We start from the raw sequence: 20,606 nt of genomic DNA, 5'->3' as shown, positions 1-20,606 counted from the left end.
CCTGGTCACTGGCGGGGTTTGCCGGGCTCGGGCATTGCTGAACGCGGGGCGTTCTCGTGCCGGAAGAACCACGCTTTCGCGATTTCCGTGGCCACGATATACGCGCTGACGATCGCCACCACGGCGGCCAGTTCCTTGCCCGACAGCGGCACAAAGCCGAAAAGCGCGCTAGCCTCGCCAAGGAACGGGATTGCAAAGGTGGCGGCCGCGACAACGAGGGTTGACCAGAGCAGCAACCGGCTGGGCCGGCTGCGGAAGGCGGGCTTTCGGGTGCGCAGAACCAGAACCACCGCCAGTTCCGTGAGCAGCGAGATCATGAACCACGAGGTCTGGAACGCCGCCTGACCCGCGTGAAAGATATAGAGCAGAACACCAAAGGTCAGCAGATCAAAGACCGAGCTGATCAGCCCGAAGACGATCATGAAGCGCTGAATGTCCTTGATGTTCCAGCGCTGCGGCGCCGAGACGCGCTCAGGGTCCACATTGTCACTGGAGATGGCGAGCGCGGGCAGATCTGAGAGGAAGTTGTTGAGCAGGATCTGCTTGGCCGCCAGCGGCAGGAACGGCAGAAGCGGTGTCGCCAGCGCCATGCTGATCATGTTGCCGAAATTCGCGCTGGTGGTGATGGTGATGTATTTGAGCGTGTTGGCAAAGGTGCGCCGCCCGTCCTCGACCCCCTGGCGCAGCACGTCCAGATCGCGGCTGAGCAGGATGATGTCGGCGCTTTCGCGGGCCACGTCCACGGCGCCGGCCACCGAGATGCCGACATCGGCGGCATGCAGCGCCGGTGCGTCATTGATCCCGTCGCCCAGATAGCCGACCGAGTTGCCGGTGCGTTGCAGGGCGCGGACAACGCGTTCCTTCTGCTGCGGGTCGATCTCGACAAACAGATCGGTGCGCGGGGCGAGATGCCACAGCGCCTCGTCCTTCATCCCCGCAATGTCCTCGCCCGTCAGCATCGACCCGGCGTTCAGCCCCACCACTGCGGCCATGTGGGCGGTGACATGGCGGTTGTCGCCGCTGATCACCTTGATGGCGATGCCAAGCCGGGCAAGGTGCTGAATTGTCTCACGCGCCTCGGGTTTGGGCGGGTCAAGGAACACCAGAAAGCCGCGAAAGACCATGTCGCGCTCATCTTCGCGGTCATGATCGGGCTTTGCGGCAACCCGCCGCGTCGCCAGCGCCAGAACGCGAAACCCCTCATCGCCCTTTGCCCGGAACACCGCGTCAAGCTCTGCGCGCGCGGCATCATTCAGGGGCAGTTCCGCACCATCGCGCTCAAAGGCGGTGCAGCTTTCGAGGACGTTTGCGAAGGCGCCCTTGGTGATGAACAGATGCTCTGGCGCGCCGTCCTCGGCCACGACGATGGTCAGACGGCGGCGCACAAAGTCATAGGGGATCTCGTCGATCTTGGTCAGGCCCACCGTCGTCAGCCCTGCGGCAGCACCCGCCGCGACGATGGCGGTATCGAGCGGGTTCTCGATTCCGGTTTCAAGCGCGGCGTTGACATAGGCAAGCTGCCGCACCGCGCCGGATGGCCGGTTTGCGGTATCCAGCACCTCGCTCAGCACGATGGTGCCTTCGGTCAGTGTGCCGGTCTTGTCGGTGCACAGGATGTTCATGCTGCCGAGATTTTCGATAGCGTCCAGCCGCCGCACGATCACCCCGCGCCTGCTCATGGCGCGGGCACCCGCCGACAGGGTAACACTGATGATTGCGGGCAGAAGTTCGGGCGAAAGCCCCACCGCCAGCGCCACGGCGAACAGCAGCGATTCGATCACCGGGCGGTCCAGCAGCAGGTTCACCGTCAGCACGAACAGGACGATGACCACCATCACCCGGATCAGCAGATAGCCGAACCGGCGCACCCCGCGCGTGAAATCCGTCTCGGGCTGGCGCGCCCGCAACCGGGCGGCGATGGCGCCGAATTCTGTCCGGCGTCCGGTCCGGACGACCAGCACCCTTGCCGTGCCGCTGCGCACCGATGAGCCAAGGAAAACCGTGTTGGTCCGCGCCGCGAGGGGGGCATCGGCGGCGATGATTCCGGGGCGCTTTTCGACGGGAAACGACTCCCCCGTCATGCTGGCCTCAGAGACGAGGAAATCCTGCGCTTCGATCACCACCCCGTCCGCCGGGATCAGGTTGCCCGCCGACAGAAGGATCACGTCACCGGGCACGATCTGCGCGACCGGCAGCGCCTGTTCAACCCCGTCGCGCAGCACCCGGGCTGTCAGGGCAAGCCGTTTCTTCAGCTCCCTGACCGCGGTGGAGGCCCGGTATTCCTGAAAGAAACTCAGGGCCGAGCTGCCCAGCACAATGGCCAGAATGATCCCCGCATCCACCCATTGCTGCAACAGCAGCGAGATGGCGGCGGCAAAGGCAAGGATCAGGACCAGCGGGCTTTCAAACTGCCGGAGCAGAAGGCGCAGGGCGCTCAGGCGGGGGGCATCCTCGACGCTGTTGGGCCCGACGGCGGCAAGCCGGGCTGCCGCGTGTTGTGACGAAAGGCCCCCGGTGCCGTCGCCGGAAGTCTCCGCAAGGGTGGAGGCGTCCTGGCTCCAGTAGCTTGCGTCACGCGCCGCGTCTGCCATGGGGCGCCCCCCCGGTCACAACAAGGCAGACCGGCGCGGGCGCGGTCTTTGTCGGCCCGGTCGCATCGGCGGTCATGTCTGGAACACATAGGTGCCGGGCGCTGCGGTGATCGGTGCAAGGCCCTTGTCCGGCGCACCCGAGGCGGGCGGCGCCACCGGGCCTGTGCTTTTGCCCGCCAGCCAGTCTTTCCATTCCGGCCACCACGATCCCTTTCGCGGCGTTGCCTTGGCCTGCCAGTCATCCGGTCCGACATAGAACGCCCCTGCCGGGCGGTGCGACCACAGGTAATGGCTGCGCGGATTGCCCGGTTCATTGACGATGCCGCTGTTGTGCCCGCCGCCGGTCAGAACAAACGTCAGGTCACAATCGGTGAAAAGCTGCGTCTTGTAGACCGAGCGCCACGGCGCGATATGGTCGGTCTCGGTTGCAATGACGAACATCGGGGCCGAGATATCCTTGAGCGCGATCACCCGGCCTTCAACCGCGAAACGCCCTGCGGTCAGGCGGTTTTCCAGAAACAGGCCGCGCAGGTATTGCGAATGCATCTGCGCGGGCATGCGTGTGGTATCGGCCACCCAGACGCCCATATCCGTCGGCAGATCATCCTGACCCAGAAAATACCGCCGCACCGCGCGCGACCAGATCAGGTCTTCCGACCGGATCGTGGAGAAGGTGCGCGCCATCTGGGGCCGGTCAAGATAGCCCTGATCCCACATCATGTCCTCAAGGAAGGCGACCTGGCTTTCATCGACGAAAAGCAGCAACTCCCCCGCCTCGGCGAAATCGACCTGCGCGGCCATCAGCGTGATGCTGGCGAAACGCTCGTCGCGCTCGCGCGCCATGGTTGCGGCGGTGATGGCCAGAATGGTGCCGCCAAGGCAGTAGCCGACGGCATGCACCTTCCGGTCCGGAACAATGGCGTTGACGGCATCCAGCGCGGCCATCACGCCTGAGTGGCGGTAGTCCTCCAGCGACAGATGGGCCTGTTCCGCCGTCGGATTGCACCATGAGATCATGAAGACCGTAAAGCCCTGACCGACCAGATAGTTGACCATCGAATTATGCGGCGAAAGGTCAAGGATGTAATACTTCATGATCCAGGCGGGCACGATCAGGACAGGCTCGGCCTGCACCGTCCCGGTTTGCGGCGTGTACTGGATCAGCTCAAACAGGTCATTGCGGAAGATGACTTCGCCGGGTGTGCAAGCCAGACCCTGCCCCACCCTGAACCCCTCCGGCGCCGGGTCGTGGGTCTGGGTGACGGTCTTGAGGAAGTCCCGCGCGAAATGCGCGGCGCCCTGGGTCAGGTTGCGCCCACCCGCCGCGGTGGTCGCCTCGATGATTTCGGGATTGAGGGCGGGGAAGTTCGACGGCGAGACCGTGTCCAGCAGCTGTCGCGCCATGAACCGGGTGCGGTCGGCATCTTCGGGCTTCAGGCCGCGCAGGTAATCGGTCGCATTGTCCCACCAGTCCTGAGCGGCAAGGAAGCCCTGTTGCCACATCTGGAACGGGGGTTTCTGCCAGCCCGGATGGTTGAAGCGATGATCGTAGGGCTTCGGGGCAAAGGGCGGGGTGGCGTCGGGGCTGGTATTGGTGGCATGCGCCACCAGCTTCAGGGCGTTCTGCCGGGCGTTTTCATAGAGCTCAAGCTGGCGCCCGGGCGAATTGCTCATATGGAATGCCCAGTCGGTCCAGGCCTCGATGAAGGAATGGGTGGAAACACCGCCGCTCAGCCGCGCCATCACCGCGCGCACACCACGGTCAAGGTCCTGATGCGGATGTTCCCGCCGCTGCGCGCCATGCGGCGTGGCCCGGGCCGCAACCGCAGCGGGCTTTGTCTGTGGTTCGGCAGCGGTTCCGGATTTCGGTTTTGCAGGTTTGCCGGGCATTCTGAGACCTTCCGATCAGGGGGACGGGCGCGGGGTCTGCCCGCAAGTCCGCTTCGCTGGTGGCACAAACGGCCTGGTGCTCGTGTGATATGGCAAGTTCATTAACGCAGACAGATTGGTCGCGCCTTGATCGAAAGCAATGTCGCAGCGTGAGGGCGCGGCGGGGTTTTCTTGCGCAGCAATCGCCGGGGTAACTTTCCCGATGCGCGGATGGCGCCCGTTGCAGGGCGGGAAATGGCTTCAGGCCGGGGGTTCACGCTGCACCTGCGTGCCCGCGCGCCCTTCCACAATCGCGCGTGCATCCTGCAACCGGCCGATGCCCGCCATGGTGCCGCCCGCGCGCACGAAATCGCAGGCAGCGGCGATCTTGGGCCCCATTGAACCGGCGGGAAAAGTCATCGCGTCCAGCGCATCGGGTGTTATGCGCCCGATGGCTTCCTGACCGGGCGCGCCCCAGTCGCGGAACACGGCCTCCACATCGGTCAGCATCAGCAGGATATCCGCTTCCAGTGCCTCTGCCAGCAGGGCCGAGGTGCGGTCCTTGTCGATCACCGCTTCGATACCTTCCATCCTGCCATCGCGGCCCCGCACCACCGGGATGCCGCCCCCGCCCGCGCAGATCACGCAGACCCCGGCCTCGACCAGCAGGCGGATTGGCGCGATGCCCGGTATGGCGACGGGCAGGGGCGAGGGCACGACGCGGCGCAACCCGCCCGTGGCCTCTTCGACCATCGTCCAGCGATGTTCAGTGCGGGCCAGTTCCGCCTCCGCAGCCGTATAGACCGGGCCGATCGGTTTCGTGGGTTCGTCAAAGGCGGGGTCGTTCGGGTCCACCTCCACCCGGGTGAGCAGGGTGGCGCAATCGGTGCCGGGGGGCAGGGCGTTCACCAGTTCCTGCTCGATCAGATAGCCGATCATGCCCTCGGTCTCGGCCCCCAGAATGTCGAGCGGCCACAGGTTGTCCGGCGCATAGGCGGCCGAGCGCAGCGCCATCAGCCCCACTTGCGGGCCATTGCCATGCGCCACGATGATCTGATGATCACGCGCCAGATCGGCCAGCGCCCCGGCGGCGATGCGCACATTGGCATGCTGCGCCTGTGCCGTCATCGGCTCGCCGCGTTTCAGCAGGGCGTTGCCGCCAAGGGCCACCACGATACGCATGCTTCAGGCCCCTATCGTGGCAACCAGCACCGCCTTGATCGAATGCAGCCGGTTTTCCGCCTGATCGAACACCTTTGAGGCGGGGGATTCGAACACCTCATCGGTCACCTCCATGCAGTCGATGCCATAGGTCTGGAATGTGGCCTCGCCCGTCTTGGTATCGCGGTTATGGAAGGCGGGCAGGCAATGCAGGAATTTCGTGTGCGGGTTGCCCGTCATATCCATGACCTGCTGTGTCACGGTATAGGGGGAAAGCAGGGCGATCCGTTCTGCCCAGACCTTTTCCGGCTCGCCCATCGAGACCCAGACATCGGTGTAGATGAAATCGCAGCCCTCCACCCCCTCGGCCAGTTTTTCGGTCTGGGTAATCCGCGCGCCGGTGGATTCGGCCAGCTTGCGGCACTGCGCCACCAGCGCGGGTTCCGGCCACAGGCTTTGCGGGCCGCACAGGCGGATATCCATGCCGATCAGCGCCGCCCCCACCATCAGCGATGACCCCATGTTGCCGCCGGTATCACCGATGAAGCAAAACGCGATGTCGGACAGATGCTTGTGGGTGAACTCCCGCATGGTCATCAGATCGGCGAGAATCTGGGTCGGATGAAACTCATCCGTCAGCCCGTTGTAGACCGGCACGCCCGCGAACTGCGCGAGCACTTCGGCATCGGCCTGTCCGAAACCGCGGTATTCGATAGCATCATAGAACCGGCCCAGCACGCGCGCGGTGTCCTTCATCGTCTCCTTGGTGCCGATATGGCTGCCCGACGGCCCCAGATAGGTGACATGCGCGCCCTGATCAAAGGCGGCAACCTCGAATGCGCTGCGGGTGCGGGTGCTGTCTTTCTCAAAGATCAGGGCGATGTTCTTGCCGTTCAGCAGGCGCTTTTCGGTGCCTGTGGCCTTGGCCTCTTTCAGGCTGGCGCCAAGGCGGAGCAGGAAGCGCAACTCGTCCGGGGTGAAATCCAGCAGTTTCAGGAAACTGCGGCCGTGCAGATTTTGTGGCATCGGGTGGTCCTTTCAGAGGGCGTCGCGGATCAGCGGGCAGGTCATGCAATGCGACCCGCCGCGCCCGCGCCCCAGTTCGGCGCCGGAAATGGTGATGACTTCGACGCCTGCCTTGCGCAGCAGGGTGTTGGAATGGGTGTTGCGCTCATAACCGACCACCACGCCGGGGCTGATGCACAACAGGTTATTGGCATCATCCCACTGCTCGCGCTGGGATTCGTAGGTGTCGCCGCCGGTTGGCACGGTGCGCAGTTTCTTCACGCCCAGGGCGCCGGCAACCACCTCAAGGAACGGGGCTTTTTCTGCCGTCACCTGCACACCGCCCTTGCCGTCCGGGCGCAGGGAATAGGTCTGGATCGCATCTGTTACCTCGGCAAACACGGTCACCAGATCGCGGTCGCAGAAGGTGAACACGGTATCCAGATGCATTGTTGCGCGCGCACGCGGGAACTGGCAGGCGATCACCCGTTCCGCGCCGCCGCCGGCAAAGAGGGCGCGCGCCACCTGTCCCACGGCCTGTGGTGTCGTGCGCTCGCCCATGCCGATCAGGACGGTGGCATTGCCGATGGGCATCACATCGCCGCCCTCCAGCGTTGCAAGCCCGTGATCGACCTTGGGGTCGCCATACCAGACAGGAAAACCGGCATCGGCAAAGTCAGGGTGAAAGCGGTAGATCGCGGCAAGGTTCAGCGTTTCCAGCCGTCGCGCGGGCCAGAACATCGGGTTCAGCGTGACCCCGCCATAGATCCAGCAGGAGCTGTCGCGCGTGAAGATCTGGTTGGGCATCGGCGGCAGCAGAAAGTCCTCATCGCGCAGCATCGGCACCACGACACCCGCTTCGGGGATCGGCAGCTCGGTCCGGCTCATTCCGCCGATCAGAATATGCGTCAGCGCATTGGCTGGCATCTCCATCAGGCAGGCGTGCAGATCGGCGGACAGGCCCACGCCGACCGAATTGTCGGTGATCCGGGCATCCAGCAGCCAGCGCCGCGCCTCGGGCTGGGTCAGCACCACTTCCAGCATCTCGCGCAGAAGCACCACGTCAACCCCGCGTTCGCGCAGGATATCGACAAAGGCCATATGGTCGATGCGCGCCTGCTTCACCCAAAGGACATCATCAAACAGCAGGCTTTCGGCATTGGCAGGCGTCAGCCGCGCCATTTCCGAGCCGGGACGGTGGAGCATGACGCGGCGCAACTGCCCCGCCTCGGAATGAACGCCGTAAGTCAGGGTCATGGTGCGCCTCCGAAACCGACGGCCAGGGCAAGCGCCGCCATGATGATCACTGTCAGCACCAGCAGAAGCGGCCAGATGAACCGCAGCCAGCGCTCATAGGGTACCCGCCCGATGGCCAGCCCGCCCATCACGACAGCCGATGTGGGCGTGATCAGGTTGACCATGCCGCTGGCGGTGGCGAAGGCGGTCACCACCAGCTCCCGCTGGACGCCGGCGAAATCGGCGACAGGGGCGAGGATCGGCATGGACAGCACCGCGAGGCCCGAGGTGGAAGGCACAAAGAACGACAACCCCACCTCGATCCAGTAGATCACCAGAATGAAGGCGGTCTGCGACAGCCCGGCGACACTGGTTTCCGCCGAATGCAGGATCGTGTCGGTGATATGGCCCGCATCCATGATCACCACGATGCCGCGCGCCAGCCCGATGATCAGCGCCACACCCAGAAGGTCACGCGCGCCGTTCACAAAACTTTCGACCAGCCTGCCTTCGCCCAGCCGGGCAATGAGGCCGATGACGATGGCGGCCCCCAGGAACAGCCCGCTCATTTCCGCCATCCACCATCCGCCGATCGACACGCCCCAGACCATCACACCAAAGGTCAGCGCAAACAGGATCAGGACGATCTTGTGCAGGCCGGTGAAGGGGGCGGCACCGGGCTGTGATTGCCCCGGCGTTTCGGCCAGAAAATGCGCTTCGTTCTCGGCCTTCTTGTCATAGACCAGCGATTTCGTCGGGTCGGCGCGGACCCGGGCCGCGTAGCGCATCACGAAGGCCACGGTGACAGCCCAGCAGACCACGAGGATCACCAGCCGCAACACCAGCCCGTCGGCAAAGCTTACCCCTGCCGCATCGGACGCGATGACGGTGGAAAACGCGTTGACCGTTGAGCCCAGAACACCCACCCCCGCACCCAGCAGGATCACGGCCACCGCCGTCAGTGCGTCATACTTCGCCGCAATCATCACCGGGATCAGCAGGACATAGAAGGCAAGCGTTTCTTCGGCCATGCCATAGGTTGTGCCGCCAAGCGCGAACAGCGCCATCAGGAACGGGATCATCCAGTTCTCGCGCCCCTTCAGGCGGACCATGGCGCGGGCGATGCCTGCGTCAATCGCGCCGGTCGCTGTCACCACCCCGATAAACCCGCCGATGATCAGCACGAACAGCGACACGTCAATGGCATTGGCGGTGTATTCCAGCGGGTCATAGAACCCCGCGATCGGCGCCAGAATCACGTCGAAAAAGCCCTGCGGGTTGGCATCGGTGGGCGCATAGCTGCCCGCCAGCGGCACATCCTTGCCAAGGGCCTCGGACGGGACGCGCTGATACTGCCCCGCCGGGATGATCCATGTCAGCGCGGCGACAAGAATGATCAGCGCGAACAGGATGGTGAAGGCAGAAGGAAAACGGAACCCCGGCTTCTCGGTGATAGGCATGGAAATGCTCCCGAAGCGAAACGCTCCCTGTCAGCTTAGCGAAGATGCGGCGCGGCCGGGTTGATGTAGATCAGGGACCATGGCCGCGCATCAGGGCAGACTGCGGTTTTTCAACATGAGGAATGCCGCCATGCTGCGCCTTCTCGCCATTGCCTTCTGCGTGCTCGCCTTACCGGCGCTCGCGGAACCCTCCGTGCTGACCATCGCACAGGACCGATATGAGGCCGGGAGAGCCTTGCGCTTCGCTGAGCCCGATGTGGCGGATCTGTTCATGGCCGGGAACCGGGTGGTTGTGGCGGCGCCGGTCGGTGGCACGGCGCATCTCACGGGTCGGCGGGTTACGGTCGAGGCGGCGGTGAGTGGCGACCTTTTCGCGGCAGGCTATGCGGTGGCGACGCGCGAGGCGGTGGCGGGCAATGCCACGGTCCTGGGCTACGAAGTGACGCTGGGGCCGGTTGCCGGGAACCTGCGGGCAGCCGGGGCCGAGATCGCGGTGGGCCCGGTGGGGGGCTATGCGCTGATCGCCGGGGGCGAGGTGACCCTGCAGGGCGCCATCGCCGGTGATGTGGTAGTGCTGAGCGACCGGATCACATTCGCGCCAGACGCCAGTGTCGGCGGGGCGCTCACGATCTATGCCGCCGATCCTGCGGGCGTCGTGGTGCCGGAAGCGGTGGCACCGGCGGCGCGGGTCAGGATTGAGCATCGCAGAGATTTCAGCGCGGGCAGATGGGACGAACAGATGCCGGTGCGCGTTCCGGTCTGGGGGGTTGTCGGCGGGTTTCTGTCCGGCGTGCTGATCTCGGGGCTCATGGCCGCCCTTGTCATTGCCGTTGCTCCCCGGGCTGTGGAAAGCTGGCGCCAGCTAGCGGTGGCGCATCCGGGTCGGGCGATCTGGTCGGGGTTTCTGGTGACATCGGCGCTGGCCGGGTCGGGCTTTGTGCTGATGCTGACGATTATCGGGGTGCTCCTGCTGCCGGTCATGCTGATGATCACGGTTGTCGCGATCTTTGCGGGTTACGCGCTTGGCGCCTATGTGCTGGGGGTCGGGCTGTGGCTGGCCGCCGGGCGAGGCATGCCTGACGGCATCGCGGGCAAGTTCGGGCTGGCCTGTCTGGGCGCCCTTCTTGCCGGGCTGGCCTGGCTGATTCCCGTGGCGGGCTGGTTCTTCGTGCTGGGCCTGACGCTGCTGGGCATCGGAACGCTGGCGGCCTTTGTCCTGCCGCGCGGGATGCTGCTGCGCCGCGAGCCTCAGGCATTCTGACGGACGGTGGCGGGCAATGAGGTGCCGGGAAAATGCCTTTCCCGCGCACCGGGCCGGTTCGGGATTTTGAGATGATGGATCGTGTTTTGCTCTGGGCCGGGATTGCCGGGTCGCTGATCTTCGTGGCGACGGTTCTTCTTGGCGCAATGGCCTATCCCGGGTATTCGCATCTGAGCAACGCGGTCAGCGAACTCGGACAGCGCGGCGCGCCGCATGCGGTGGGCGTGGCGACCGGATTCGGCATCGCGGCGTTCCTGTCCGGTGCCTTCGGCCTTGGTGTGATCCGGGCGGCGCGTCCGGATGAGAGGATGCTCAGGCTCGCGGGCTGGCTTCTGGTGGCCTATGCGGTTCCCGCCATCCTTTCGGGCACCGTTTTTCCCATGGACCCGTTCGGAACCGGAATGACCCTGCCGGGGATCCTGCACAGCGTTTTTGTCGCGCTGGCTGCGCTGTCGGTGATTGCCCTGCTGGTGGTCGGGGGGCGGGCTTTGCGGGCCCGGCATCGCTGGTTTACCGGCTACTCGGGTGTGTCAATCGCGGCGATGCTCGCCGGGGGTGCCCTGTCGGGGATCTCCGGCTTCTATGGTATGAACATTCTCGGCGCAGCCGAGCGGCTGACGCAGGCCTCTTATCTTCTGTGGATGATGGTCTTTGCTGGTCTTCTGCTGAAGCACCGGGAAGCCCCGGCAGAATCCTTTCCCGGCACGCAAGGTTGACGCGATCACGCCAGACGGTGCTCACCCCTGTCTGCGCGGGGCGGCTGCAGGATGGCCTGCGGGCTTACCGAGCAGGGTTGCAGTGGCGGCTCACCCCGTCACCAGCCCATCCCCCACCACGATCTGACGCCGACACAGGCTTGCGATTTTTTCGTCATGGGTGGAAATCAGGAAGGTCACGCCCTCGTCGCGGTTGATCTCGGCGATCAGGTCCATGACCTGCATGGCAGACTCCCGGTCAAGGTTGCCGGTGGGTTCATCCGCAAGCACCAGTTCGGGTCGGTTCATCAGCGCGCGCGCCACGGCCACGCGCTGTTTCTGCCCGCCCGATAGGTTGGCGGAGGGAAAGTCGGTCCGGTCAGCCAGCCCCATGCGCGCCAGCAATGCGCGGCCCCGGGCGCGGGCGGCGGGGCTTTCGCGCCCCTCGCGCACGGCGGTTGGAAAGACCACGTTTTCCAGCGCGGTGAAATCCGGCAGCAGGTTGTGGAACTGGAACACGAAGCCGATGTGCCGGTTGCGGAATGTCGTCAGCGCCCGGTCATCGGCGGCCACCAGATCCTGCCCCAGCATGACATGGCTGCCCGATGTCGGTTTCATCAGCGTGCCAAGGATGGTCAGCAGCGTGCTTTTGCCTGACCCGGAGGGGCCCAGCAGCGCCGCCATCTCGCCGGTCTCCAGCGTCAGCGACAGCCCGCGCAGCACCCGGGTTTCGGCCTCGCCGTGACCGAATGTCTTGACCAGATCGCTCACCCTTAACAGCGCGCTCATTGGCCGATTGCCGTCACCGGATCCACCCGTGCCGCCGCCCGCGCGGGCAGGATAGAGGCGAGGATCGCGCCGATCACCGTCAGCGTGACCGCAAGGCCATAGGAGCCCTGGGTGATGTCCATGGGCAGCATACCCACCTCGAATGCCTCGCGCGTCGGAAAGGGCAGCAGCGCCAGATAACCAAGTGCGGCGCCGCACAGCCCGCCCATCAGTCCGATCAGCGCGCCCTGCGTCACAAAGACAAAGATCACAAAGCCCCGCCCCGCGCCCATTGCCCGCATGATGCCGATTTCGGGGCGGCGGCGGTAGGTGGACAACAGCAGCGCCGAGGCCACCCCGATCACGATGGTGATCAGCGCGAAGGATTTCAGGAAATACCCGGTCTGCGCCTGCGCGTTCAGCGCCTCCATCAGTTGCGCGGCCCCATCGGTCCATGGCACGGCATCAAGGCCTGTCAGCGCCCGGATGCGCAGCGCGGTGGCATCGGCGGTGTTCAGATCGGCCAGCTTGATCTCGATGCGCGTTACCCCCTGGGGCAGCGCGAACAGGGTGCGCGCGGTCGGCAGGGCGACAAAGGCGCTGCTGGCGTCGATCATGCCGTTGCCGGTGTCGAAGATCCCGCTCAGCGTCAGCACCATCGACACCCCGCCCGAGGATTGCAGCCGCAATGTCTGGCCAAGCCGGAGCGACAGGTCATCCGCCAGCCGCCGCCCCAGCACGATCAGCCCCGGCCCCGGCCGGGCCAGCCCTTCGACCATATAACCGTCAAGATTCAGGATCGCGGATTCGCGCCCCGGCTCCACCCCCGTCACGCTGACCTGGGCCACCTGCGCGCCGCGTGTCAGAAAGCCCGCGCCGGTGATCTGCGGCGAGACAGCGATCACCCCCGGCACCGCGGCGATCAGCGGGATGAAGGTTTCGGCCTCGGCCAGTGTGGCGGTGCGCGCGCGGCCCCGCTCTGCCACGGCCAGAACATGCCCTTCGGGCGAGATCAGGATGGCCGGGACGGCATCTTCGGCCTTGATGGTGACATGGCTGAGATCGCCCACGGTGCGCGACAGGATGAACTCGGCCAGCCCGCCGATCAGGGCCGACATGAAGATGAAGATGAACACGCCCACGGCAACGCCCGCGACCAGCAGCGCGGTCTGCGCCTTGCTGGCGGTCAGGTAGCGTGCGGCGATCTTGAGCGCGTAGAGCATCAGCGCGGCCCTGCCTGCACCGCCTGCCCGTCGCTGATGCCGGTAGCATCGACGATCAGCAGATCGCCGGGCACCAGCCCCCCGGTCACAATCAGCCGCGCGGCGGGCCAGTCGATCACGCTGACGGCGCGGCGCAGGGCGATGCCGTCCGCCACGACAAAGACCGCCGCACCGGCATCACCGGTCCGGATGGCCGAGCGCGGCGCCGTCAGCGCGGCATCCTGCTGATCGACAATGATATTGGCGGTGACGGTCAGCCCGACAGGCGCGTTCACCGCCTGATCGAAGGCGAGTTTGACGGCAAGGCCCCCCGTCGCCGGGTCCACCCGCTGCGATACGAAACTGACGCGGCCATCATGCGCGCTCATATCGCCTGCCAGTTGCAGCACGGCGGGAAGGCCCGCGCGGATCTGGGTGGCATAGGCCTCGTCCACATCGGTTTCGACGCTCAGCGCGCTCAGATCGGCGAGTGTCAGCAGCACGGTCGCGGGGTCGATGATCTGGCCGGGATCGACATTCAGCGCCAGCACCGTTCCGTCCATCGGCGCGCGGATGGTGAAATTGGCAAGCTGGATCTGTGCCTGATCAACCAGCGCGGTCATCCGCGCCACCTCCTGCGTTGCCGACTGAACGGCGGTTTCGGCGCTCTCCAGCAGGCTGCGGGCGACATTGGCCCCCAGCGCCTCGGTCCGGGCATAGGTCGCCTGCGCCTGCGCCTGTGCGACGAGCGCTGCATCCATACCCGCCACCGCCTGACGCAGAACCGCCTGCTGTGAGGCGGCATCAACGCGGGCCAGCGCCGCATTGGCCCGGACCGTGTCACCCTCGCTGACCAGCACTGCGGCCAGCGGGCCGCCGACAACCGCGCGCACATCGACGGAATGCAGCGCCGCGATCCGCCCGTTGACCGCCAGAACCCGCGTCACCGGGGCAAATGCCGCAATCTCGGTGGCAACCGGGACCGGCCCCGGAAGCCACGGCTGAAAATAAAGCACCAGCCCCAGCCCGGCAGCCAGCGCCACGCCCGCTCCCCAGAACCACGTCCGCCGCCTGCGCTCAGCGGGCAGCGGCGCGACCGGGGGCTGGACCACCGGCAAGAGATGTATGTCCGGGGGCAGGGCGCTGCCTGCGGTATTGTCCGCAACACCTGACGTATGCTCTGGTGGTGACATGCCCGTTTCCCGCTGGATGTCCACGCGCAGCCCGGAGGGGGCGGCAGACAATCGGTTCAGATCACTCTCAGTACCCGGCGCCTTTCCGCGCGGCGTTGATGTGGATCAGTGACATGGCGGCCATCTTCGTCCGATATGGGGTCAGGCAAGCAATGACCTGAAGGCGGGAAGCTGACACATGGCCACCGACCCCTATGAAGCCCTTGGCCTGACGAAGTCCGCATCGGCAGACGACATCAAGAAGGCCTATCGCAGGCTGGTGCGCACCAGCCACCCGGACCTGCACCCCGATGACGCGGGCGCTGAAGCGCGTTTCAAGGCCATCTCGGCTGCCTATGATCTGCTGAAAGACCCGGAAACAAGGGCAAGGTTCGATGCCGGCGAGATTGACGCCGCAGGCGCGGAACGCCCGCAGCGCCAGTACTACCGCGACTTTGCAGAGGCGCAGGGCAATCCTTACCAGCAGCGCCGTGGCTTCGGGGCGCAGGGCGATCCGGCAGATATCTTTGCCGAAATCCTGCGCCAGCGGGCACGGGGCGGCGGCGATGACTTCGGCACAGGCGGGTTCGCCGCACCGGGTGCAGATCTGCGCTACGCGCTTGAGGTGCCGTTTCTGGACGCCGCGCGCGGCGGTGAGATGCGCATCACCCTGCCGGACGGCGGCAGCATCGCCGTCAGAATCCCGCAGGCCGCGCATGATGGCCAGACCTTGCGGTTGCGTGGCAAGGGTGCGCCCGGCTTTGGCGGCGGCCCTCCCGGCGACGCGCTCATTACCCTGACGGTGCGGCCGCATCCGGTTTTCCGCCGCGAGGGTGACGATATCCTTGTAACCCTGCCCGTCACCATCGACGAGGCTGTGCTGGGAGCAAGGGTCAGCGCCCCTACCATCGCCGGGCCGGTCAGCCTGACCATTCCGAAGGGCGCCAGTTCCGGTCGCGTGTTGCGCCTGCGCGGGCGCGGGGTGGCACGGCCCGGCGGCAAGCCCGCGGGCGATCAGCTGGTGGAGCTGCGGATTGTTGCGCCGCCGGTGATCGACGATGCCTTGCGCGATTTCCTGACCGGGTGGCGCAAGACCCATGCCCACGACCCGCGCGCGGGTCTGCTGAACGAGGCCACAACATGACCGGGTATCTGACCGAAGATGAAATCCTCGCCGCCATCCCCGGGCTGACCCGCACCCGCCTTGTCGCCTTCATCGAGACCGAGGTGGTCATCCCCCTGCGCCGGAATACCGGCGATGACAAGGCCCCGGTCTTTCGTCAGATTGACCGCGCCCGCCTGCAGCTTCTTTGCGAACTGGCCGATGATCTTGAGCTGGATGAGGCGGCTATCGGTGTGATCATCACCCTGATTGACCAGCTACATGCGGCGCGCAAAGACCTTCGGGCAGTCGTGCGCGCTGTGGAGCAAGAGCCACAGGCGGTGCGCGCCCGCATTGGTGCCGCTCTCATCAGGTCTTCCGGGTGATCAGGCGGCAGGTATCCGCCTGATCCGGCGACCCGGCTCGCCCCCGTTCAGGTCCCGGCCAGCGTCTGCTCGGCACGCGCGCGTGCCTTGACGGCCAGCGCGGGCAGCCCGGCCTCCTCATAGACGCGGGCCAGCACGCGGTTGATGGGCACGCCGTCAGGGTCATAGGTGCGCCGCATCTCCAGCACCTGCTGGGCCGCCGATGTCAGCCCGGCGCGGATCAGTGCATCCAGATGGATCTGCTCGAACAGATCGCGCTGTGCGTGGCTGCCGCCGATTTCGGCCATGCGCGGCAGGCTCTGGGCCAGCCGCGATACGGCCTGCGGATAATCGCCTCGCTGGTGGGCAAGGATGCCCTCGGCGGCGGGCAGGGCAACCTCGGCCCAGGCCGCGCGGTCATGGGCGGGGGTTTTGGCGCGCTCGCGGATGGCGTCCATCATCAGATCGGCCTCGGCCCGGTCGGTGCGGGCCAGCGCATAGAGATATTGCAGCGTCAGGAAGGGGTTGACCGTATCGGCCCCGCGCGCGGCGATGTGATCAGTGACATCGGCCCAGCGGTCACCCACGTCGATCCCGGCCAGTTCCAGCCGGGCCAGCAGCGAGACCGCACCGACCTGATCCTGACTGTAGGTTTTCATGATGCCCCAGACATGCGTGTCATAGCTGGCCAGCGCGTCGTCGATGCGGTTGCGGCTGATATAGAACAGCGCCAGATGCCACCAGTTGTGCGACCGCATGAAGGAATTGAGCCCGGCCCAATGGTCGGCGACCGATTCCAGAAACACGATCCCCTCGTCAATGCGGCCCTGCGTCAGCATCACATGGGCAAGGGCGTGATGTGCCCATGGGTCTGAGGGTTCGATTTCCAGCGCGCGGCGGGCGGATTCCTCGGCCTCGGCCATCAGATGGCATTGTTCATAGCCAAAGGCGACCATGCCATGGACATAGGGCAGTTCCGCCCCGTCAGGCAGGGCGCGCAGGCCAAGGCGCAGCATGCCCACCGCGTCGCCGTGATTGAAGGCGTGGTACTGGCCGATCTTGATGGCAACCAGATCGCGCGGATGCTCGTGCGCAATGGCCTCGGCCAGTGTGACAACGCCGGGAATGTCATCTGCCGCCCATGCAGCAACAAGGCGGGCCGCCATCGCCTCACGCGGGGTCGCACGGTCAGCGGCGGCCAGCGCGCGGGCCACAAAAGGCGCGGCGTGGTCCGGCGCCTCGGGTGATTCAAGGAACATCCACAGCATCGCGGCATAGGCATTGGCGAGGCAATGATCCGGCGCGCCCTCGGCCGCGGCGATGATGTTCGCCGCGCGGGGCTGGTAGGCCAGAAAACCAAGGATGAAATCGTCGACTCCGGCGAGGGTTTCGGCGGACCCTGCGCTGACAGGGTTGCCCAGACGATCGTTGATCATGCGTTTTCTCCGAAATGGTCCAGCAGATGCGCCGCTACCGCCCCGGCAGCGTCCCAATGGACGGAATGACCCGCCTCCGCGATCTCGACAATCCGGGTGCCGGGCAGCGCGGCAAGGCCCGCGCGGGCGGTGTCGGCGGGAAGCAGAAGGTCGCGGCCCCCAAGGATTGCCAGCGTGGGGGGCGGGGTCTCCGGCAGGGCCAGCGTGCCGCCCACGCCTTCAAGCGCCGCCAGCTGGCGGGCCATGGCGGCGGGTGTGGGGGTGTGCGGATAGGCCAGTGACTGGGCGACCGCCGCATCCACCAGGGCCGGGTTGTCATAGACCTGCGGGTTGAACAGCCAGGGGAACAGGCCGCGCAACCACAGGTCAGGCGGCATCCCGTCGCCCCTGAGCGCCAGCAGGTGCCGGAAAAGCGCCTCGTTGCGCGCCAGTCGTATGGGTGAGGCGGCCAGCAGCGCCAGCCGGTCTACCCGTTCCGGCGCCGTTGCGGTCAGGTGCAGCGCGATGGCCCCGCCCAGCGAGTGGCCTGCGACATGGGCGCGGGGCAGGCCAAGATGGTCCAGCAGCGCGGTCACATCACCCGCCCATTCCGCCAGCCCCGCCGGCGCATCCTGCGGCAGGGTGCGCCCGGTGGTGCGGTTGTCGGGGCGGATCACGGTGAAACGCGCCGCCAGCGCCTCCAGCACCGGGGCCCAGCTTGCCCCGTCACTCAGCATCCCGGCCAGCAGAACCAGCGGCGGCCCGCTGCCGTCGATCTGATAGTGGAGGCGGACGGTGGAAAGCTCTGCGAAGGGCATCAGACGCTCCGGCGGTTGAACGGGACCGGCACCGCCCGCGTGACGGGGCGGCCCGCGCCTGCGATGGCGTGGGGCAGAGCCGGGGCAGCGGCATTGAATTTGCTCACGTTCGGCGCCCTTTCCAACGATTGCAAAAGCAGTCTAGCCACGACCGCAGAGCGCCGCAAGGCGTGTCAGGGGGCCTGGGCGCAGGCCCTTCCCCCGGGCGATCACGGGGTTGGCATTTGGCGCAGGCCCAACCCTGACCTACATAAACAGCTGGCCCGCCGACCACCGGCTGCGCGCGCAAGGGGAGCCGGTTCACATGTCAGACAGACCCACGGCGGCAGAGGCCCGCGGCCTGCGATCCGCCCGCGAGATCGAAGGGCAGTTGAAATCGCTGGAATCCTTCACACCGATGGCGCTTGGCGTGCTGTCGGTGGCATCGGGGATCTATACCTATCTGGGGGTTTCCTCGCTTCTGGCAGACACCGGGGCGATGTCGTTTTTTGCGGCAATTGCCTATTCGCTGGCGGTATCGGTCGCGATCTTTGTGTTCTGGAGCTATCTGATCCGTCTGTTGCCTGCCCTGCGCACCACCGCGGCGCGGCTGGGCATGTTTGCGGCGATGGCGCTGGGGTCGATGGCGATCGTTGCCATGTCCAGCTGGCTCAATGCGGCGGCGCTGGCCGGGTCCGCGGCGGTTGAGCAGCATCTGGCGCGCACCGTGCAGGAGTATCAGAACGGGCTGGAACAGGCCAACCGTGTCGCCGTTGCCGCGCAGGGTCTGCAGCTGGATGTGGCGCGCACACGGCAAAGCTTTCAGGACCTGTCCGCGCAGGAGGCGACGGGCAACCTGTCGGGCACGGCGGGGCGGGGTGCGGTGTTTCGCGTGCTCACCCAGAAGGCCGATGAGCTGACCGCGCTGGAAGCGCAGATTGCGGGGCAGGGGCCTCTGGTTGACGCGGCCTTTGCCGAGGGCAACCAGATTCTGAGCCGAATGCGCGCGCTGACAGCCGCCACCGGCGCGGTTGAGCAACGCTCGGTCGAGTTTGCCGAGGAATCGGTCCGGCTGGCCGGGCTGATCGCGCAGCTTCGTCAGTTGTCGGTGGCGCCGCTGGTGGCGCGCGCGGCGCAGGATATGGCGGAATCGGTTGTGCTGCCCCGGCTGGACGGGTCAACCGAGGGGATCCGCAGTGACCAGCAGTCCACCATTGATGCCGTGCTGGTCGTTCTGACGCAACGGGCCGCAACCCTCTCCGCCGCGGCGGCCGAAGTGCTGGCCATGCCGACACCGGATGAGGCGACCTATGCGCCGATTTCGACCGCCGATGCGGTGCTGCGCTATGCGGGGGAGTTTATTCCGTCCTGGGCGGGGGCCATCGCCATCGACCTTTTGCCCGCCGTGCTGGTTCTGATCATGATGGTCGCGCACAGTGCCATTCGCGCGGACCGGGACGGCATCGCGCCGGAAAACACCATGACGCTGGCGGATATCCGCGCCGCCATGATCGCGCTGCGCGATATTGAGCGGCCCCATACCCCGCCAGAGCCAGAGCCCCCGGCAGAGGTGGCGAAGGTTGGCCCCCCGGCGACGGCCGAGCACCCGGCGACCGTTGACCCGGTGCCGCCGTCACAACTGTTTGCCGGCAAGCGCTGAATGACCGCGCGGGTTGTCACGCGAACGGTCTGGATGCTGCGGGCCATGCTGGCCTCGCAGATCGCGCTGGCGGGGCTGATTGTTCTGGTTGATTTTCAGCGGCTGGCGCCGGGCCTTTTCCAGAATTCATCCGCGCCGCCCGCTTCCGTTCCCGTGCAGCCGGGCGACCAGACACGGCGCTATTCGCCGCGCAGCGTGCCCGATGACCGGCCTGCGCGCCCGGACTTTCCGAGCAGTCAGGACACCCCGGCGCGCTTGCGCTTTACCGAAAGCGCGACCGACGGGGCAGGGACGGTCTTGCTGGAGGGCAGCATCGCCCCGGGTGATGGTGAGCGGTTCGAGGAATACCTTGCCGGTCGCCGGCAGGCACCGGAGGAGATTGTGCTGCACAGCCCCGGCGGATCGGTCCGTGATGCGCTGCAGATCGGGCGGATGATCCGCGCCGGTGACTGGCCGGTCACGGTTCAGGACGGTGCCGCGTGTTTTTCCGCCTGTCCCTATATTCTGGCGGGCGGGGCTGACCGGCGCGTCAGCCGGGGTGCGCGGGTGGGGGTGCATCAGCATTACTTTGGAGAAAGCACCATTCTGCCCGCCTTTCTTGCGGTTGAGAGCATTCAGCGCGGGCAGGGCGAGGTGCTGGATTTTCTCGATGAGATGGGCATTGACCTGCGCATGATGGCGCGGGCCATGCAGACATCGCCGGACAATATCTACATTCTGGTCGAGGACGAACTGACTGATTTTGCTCTGGCCACTGAAATCATCGACTAGCCCGGCGCCGCGCCTGCGGGCGGTCAGCGTTTTGGGCGGGTTTTGTGATCTTGTGCCGGGTGCCCCTTGTTAAACC

The 20,606-nt window shown here is 66.1% G+C and carries 17 protein-coding genes; 6 read left to right on the top strand and 11 right to left on the bottom strand.

The window, feature by feature from the left end:
* Positions 1–5: 5 nt before the first annotated feature.
* The 6 genes from mgtA to V7Q53_RS02655 all read right to left on the bottom strand — a co-directional run bounded on the left by mgtA (position 6) and on the right by V7Q53_RS02655 (position 9,322).
* The gene (gene mgtA, locus V7Q53_RS02680) at positions 6–2,591 is read right to left on the bottom strand and encodes a magnesium-translocating P-type ATPase (protein ID WP_333826829.1); all 2,586 of its coding nucleotides are present in this window, start codon (positions 2,589–2,591) and stop codon (positions 6–8) included.
* Between the two features lie 72 nt (positions 2,592–2,663).
* On the bottom strand, positions 2,664–4,481 hold the full coding sequence (locus V7Q53_RS02675) for a PHA/PHB synthase family protein (RefSeq protein ID WP_333826828.1): 1,818 nt from the start codon (positions 4,479–4,481) through the stop codon (positions 2,664–2,666).
* 240 nt (positions 4,482–4,721) lie between these two features.
* Positions 4,722–5,642 carry a carbamate kinase gene (arcC, locus tag V7Q53_RS02670; RefSeq protein WP_333826827.1) on the bottom strand — a complete coding sequence of 307 codons (921 nt, stop codon included), beginning with the start codon at positions 5,640–5,642 and terminating at the stop codon, positions 4,722–4,724.
* Positions 5,643–5,645: 3 nt separating this feature from the next.
* Positions 5,646–6,647 (bottom strand): ornithine carbamoyltransferase, encoded by a 1,002-nt coding sequence (gene argF / locus V7Q53_RS02665; protein WP_333826826.1) that lies wholly within the window; start codon positions 6,645–6,647, stop codon positions 5,646–5,648.
* 12 nt (positions 6,648–6,659) lie between these two features.
* Complete coding sequence (gene arcA / locus V7Q53_RS02660) at positions 6,660–7,883, bottom strand: arginine deiminase (RefSeq protein ID WP_333826825.1); 1,224 nt, start codon at positions 7,881–7,883, stop codon at positions 6,660–6,662.
* On the bottom strand, positions 7,880–9,322 hold the full coding sequence (locus tag V7Q53_RS02655) for a YfcC family protein (RefSeq protein ID WP_333826824.1): 1,443 nt from the start codon (positions 9,320–9,322) through the stop codon (positions 7,880–7,882). Before V7Q53_RS02655 ends, arcA begins: the two co-directional genes overlap by 4 nt.
* Positions 9,323–9,452: 130 nt before the next feature.
* On the opposite strand from V7Q53_RS02655, the gene V7Q53_RS02650 reads away from it, so the two are divergent.
* Together V7Q53_RS02650 and V7Q53_RS02645 are read left to right on the top strand one after the other, a co-directional pair.
* Complete coding sequence (locus V7Q53_RS02650; RefSeq protein ID WP_333826823.1) at positions 9,453–10,583, top strand: hypothetical protein; 1,131 nt, start codon at positions 9,453–9,455, stop codon at positions 10,581–10,583.
* 71 nt (positions 10,584–10,654) lie between these two features.
* Positions 10,655–11,299: a DUF998 domain-containing protein gene (locus tag V7Q53_RS02645; protein ID WP_333826822.1), complete on the top strand. Its 645-nt coding sequence runs from the start codon at positions 10,655–10,657 to the stop codon at positions 11,297–11,299.
* A gap of 90 nt (positions 11,300–11,389) precedes the next feature.
* Here the strand turns inward: V7Q53_RS02645 and V7Q53_RS02640 are convergent, their stop codons facing one another.
* The 3 genes from V7Q53_RS02640 to V7Q53_RS02630 are packed head-to-tail and all read right to left on the bottom strand — an operon-like array spanning position 11,390 to position 14,441.
* Positions 11,390–12,067: an ABC transporter ATP-binding protein gene (locus V7Q53_RS02640; RefSeq protein ID WP_333826821.1), complete on the bottom strand. Its 678-nt coding sequence runs from the start codon at positions 12,065–12,067 to the stop codon at positions 11,390–11,392.
* On the bottom strand, positions 12,064–13,269 hold the full coding sequence (locus tag V7Q53_RS02635) for an ABC transporter permease (protein ID WP_333826820.1): 1,206 nt from the start codon (positions 13,267–13,269) through the stop codon (positions 12,064–12,066). The genes V7Q53_RS02640 and V7Q53_RS02635 overlap by 4 nt, the downstream gene beginning before the upstream one ends.
* On the bottom strand, positions 13,269–14,441 hold the full coding sequence (locus V7Q53_RS02630) for an efflux RND transporter periplasmic adaptor subunit (RefSeq protein WP_333826819.1): 1,173 nt from the start codon (positions 14,439–14,441) through the stop codon (positions 13,269–13,271). Before V7Q53_RS02630 ends, V7Q53_RS02635 begins: the two co-directional genes overlap by 1 nt.
* Positions 14,442–14,619: 178 nt before the next feature.
* Here V7Q53_RS02630 and V7Q53_RS02625 point away from each other — a divergent pair, with 178 nt between their 5' ends.
* A complete protein-coding gene (locus V7Q53_RS02625; RefSeq protein WP_333826818.1) occupies positions 14,620–15,564 on the top strand; it encodes a DnaJ C-terminal domain-containing protein in 945 nt (314 codons plus the stop codon).
* Positions 15,561–15,908 carry a hypothetical protein gene (locus V7Q53_RS02620; RefSeq protein WP_333826817.1) on the top strand — a complete coding sequence of 116 codons (348 nt, stop codon included), beginning with the start codon at positions 15,561–15,563 and terminating at the stop codon, positions 15,906–15,908. Before V7Q53_RS02625 ends, V7Q53_RS02620 begins: the two co-directional genes overlap by 4 nt.
* Positions 15,909–15,955: 47 nt before the next feature.
* Here V7Q53_RS02620 and V7Q53_RS02615 read toward each other — a convergent pair whose 3' ends face one another.
* Positions 15,956–17,323, bottom strand: coding sequence for a tetratricopeptide repeat protein (locus V7Q53_RS02615; protein ID WP_333826816.1), 1,368 nt, complete (start codon positions 17,321–17,323; stop codon positions 15,956–15,958).
* The gene (locus tag V7Q53_RS02610; protein WP_333826815.1) at positions 17,320–18,120 is read right to left on the bottom strand and encodes an alpha/beta fold hydrolase; all 801 of its coding nucleotides are present in this window, start codon (positions 18,118–18,120) and stop codon (positions 17,320–17,322) included. Before V7Q53_RS02610 ends, V7Q53_RS02615 begins: the two co-directional genes overlap by 4 nt.
* 304 nt (positions 18,121–18,424) lie before the next feature.
* Here V7Q53_RS02610 and V7Q53_RS02605 point away from each other — a divergent pair, with 304 nt between their 5' ends.
* On the top strand, positions 18,425–19,759 hold the full coding sequence (locus tag V7Q53_RS02605) for a hypothetical protein (RefSeq protein WP_333826814.1): 1,335 nt from the start codon (positions 18,425–18,427) through the stop codon (positions 19,757–19,759).
* Positions 19,760–20,530 (top strand): hypothetical protein, encoded by a 771-nt coding sequence (locus V7Q53_RS02600; RefSeq protein ID WP_333826813.1) that lies wholly within the window; start codon positions 19,760–19,762, stop codon positions 20,528–20,530.
* Positions 20,531–20,606 lie beyond the last annotated feature (76 nt).

The organism is Pararhodobacter sp., from assembly GCF_036802785.1.
Classification (GTDB): Bacteria; Pseudomonadota; Alphaproteobacteria; order Rhodobacterales; family Rhodobacteraceae; genus Pararhodobacter.
Note: the sequence above shows the minus strand (reverse complement) of the source record. Positions and strands in the feature narration are given on the sequence as shown.

What these genes read in the sequence shown, in the direction of transcription:
- mgtA (WP_333826829.1), bottom strand. Translation starts at nt 2,591, where the DNA reads ATGGCAGACGCGGCGCGTGACGCAAGCTACTGGAGCCAGGACGCCTCC.
- V7Q53_RS02675 (WP_333826828.1), bottom strand. Translation starts at nt 4,481, where the DNA reads ATGCCCGGCAAACCTGCAAAACCGAAATCCGGAACCGCTGCCGAACCA.
- arcC (WP_333826827.1), bottom strand. Translation starts at nt 5,642, where the DNA reads ATGCGTATCGTGGTGGCCCTTGGCGGCAACGCCCTGCTGAAACGCGGC.
- argF (WP_333826826.1), bottom strand. Translation starts at nt 6,647, where the DNA reads ATGCCACAAAATCTGCACGGCCGCAGTTTCCTGAAACTGCTGGATTTC.
- arcA (WP_333826825.1), bottom strand. Translation starts at nt 7,883, where the DNA reads ATGACCCTGACTTACGGCGTTCATTCCGAGGCGGGGCAGTTGCGCCGC.
- V7Q53_RS02655 (WP_333826824.1), bottom strand. Translation starts at nt 9,322, where the DNA reads ATGCCTATCACCGAGAAGCCGGGGTTCCGTTTTCCTTCTGCCTTCACC.
- V7Q53_RS02650 (WP_333826823.1), top strand. Translation starts at nt 9,453, where the DNA reads ATGCTGCGCCTTCTCGCCATTGCCTTCTGCGTGCTCGCCTTACCGGCG.
- V7Q53_RS02645 (WP_333826822.1), top strand. Translation starts at nt 10,655, where the DNA reads ATGATGGATCGTGTTTTGCTCTGGGCCGGGATTGCCGGGTCGCTGATC.
- V7Q53_RS02640 (WP_333826821.1), bottom strand. Translation starts at nt 12,067, where the DNA reads ATGAGCGCGCTGTTAAGGGTGAGCGATCTGGTCAAGACATTCGGTCAC.
- V7Q53_RS02635 (WP_333826820.1), bottom strand. Translation starts at nt 13,269, where the DNA reads ATGCTCTACGCGCTCAAGATCGCCGCACGCTACCTGACCGCCAGCAAG.
- V7Q53_RS02630 (WP_333826819.1), bottom strand. Translation starts at nt 14,441, where the DNA reads ATGTCACCACCAGAGCATACGTCAGGTGTTGCGGACAATACCGCAGGC.
- V7Q53_RS02625 (WP_333826818.1), top strand. Translation starts at nt 14,620, where the DNA reads ATGGCCACCGACCCCTATGAAGCCCTTGGCCTGACGAAGTCCGCATCG.
- V7Q53_RS02620 (WP_333826817.1), top strand. Translation starts at nt 15,561, where the DNA reads ATGACCGGGTATCTGACCGAAGATGAAATCCTCGCCGCCATCCCCGGG.
- V7Q53_RS02615 (WP_333826816.1), bottom strand. Translation starts at nt 17,323, where the DNA reads ATGATCAACGATCGTCTGGGCAACCCTGTCAGCGCAGGGTCCGCCGAA.
- V7Q53_RS02610 (WP_333826815.1), bottom strand. Translation starts at nt 18,120, where the DNA reads ATGCCCTTCGCAGAGCTTTCCACCGTCCGCCTCCACTATCAGATCGAC.
- V7Q53_RS02605 (WP_333826814.1), top strand. Translation starts at nt 18,425, where the DNA reads ATGTCAGACAGACCCACGGCGGCAGAGGCCCGCGGCCTGCGATCCGCC.
- V7Q53_RS02600 (WP_333826813.1), top strand. Translation starts at nt 19,760, where the DNA reads ATGACCGCGCGGGTTGTCACGCGAACGGTCTGGATGCTGCGGGCCATG.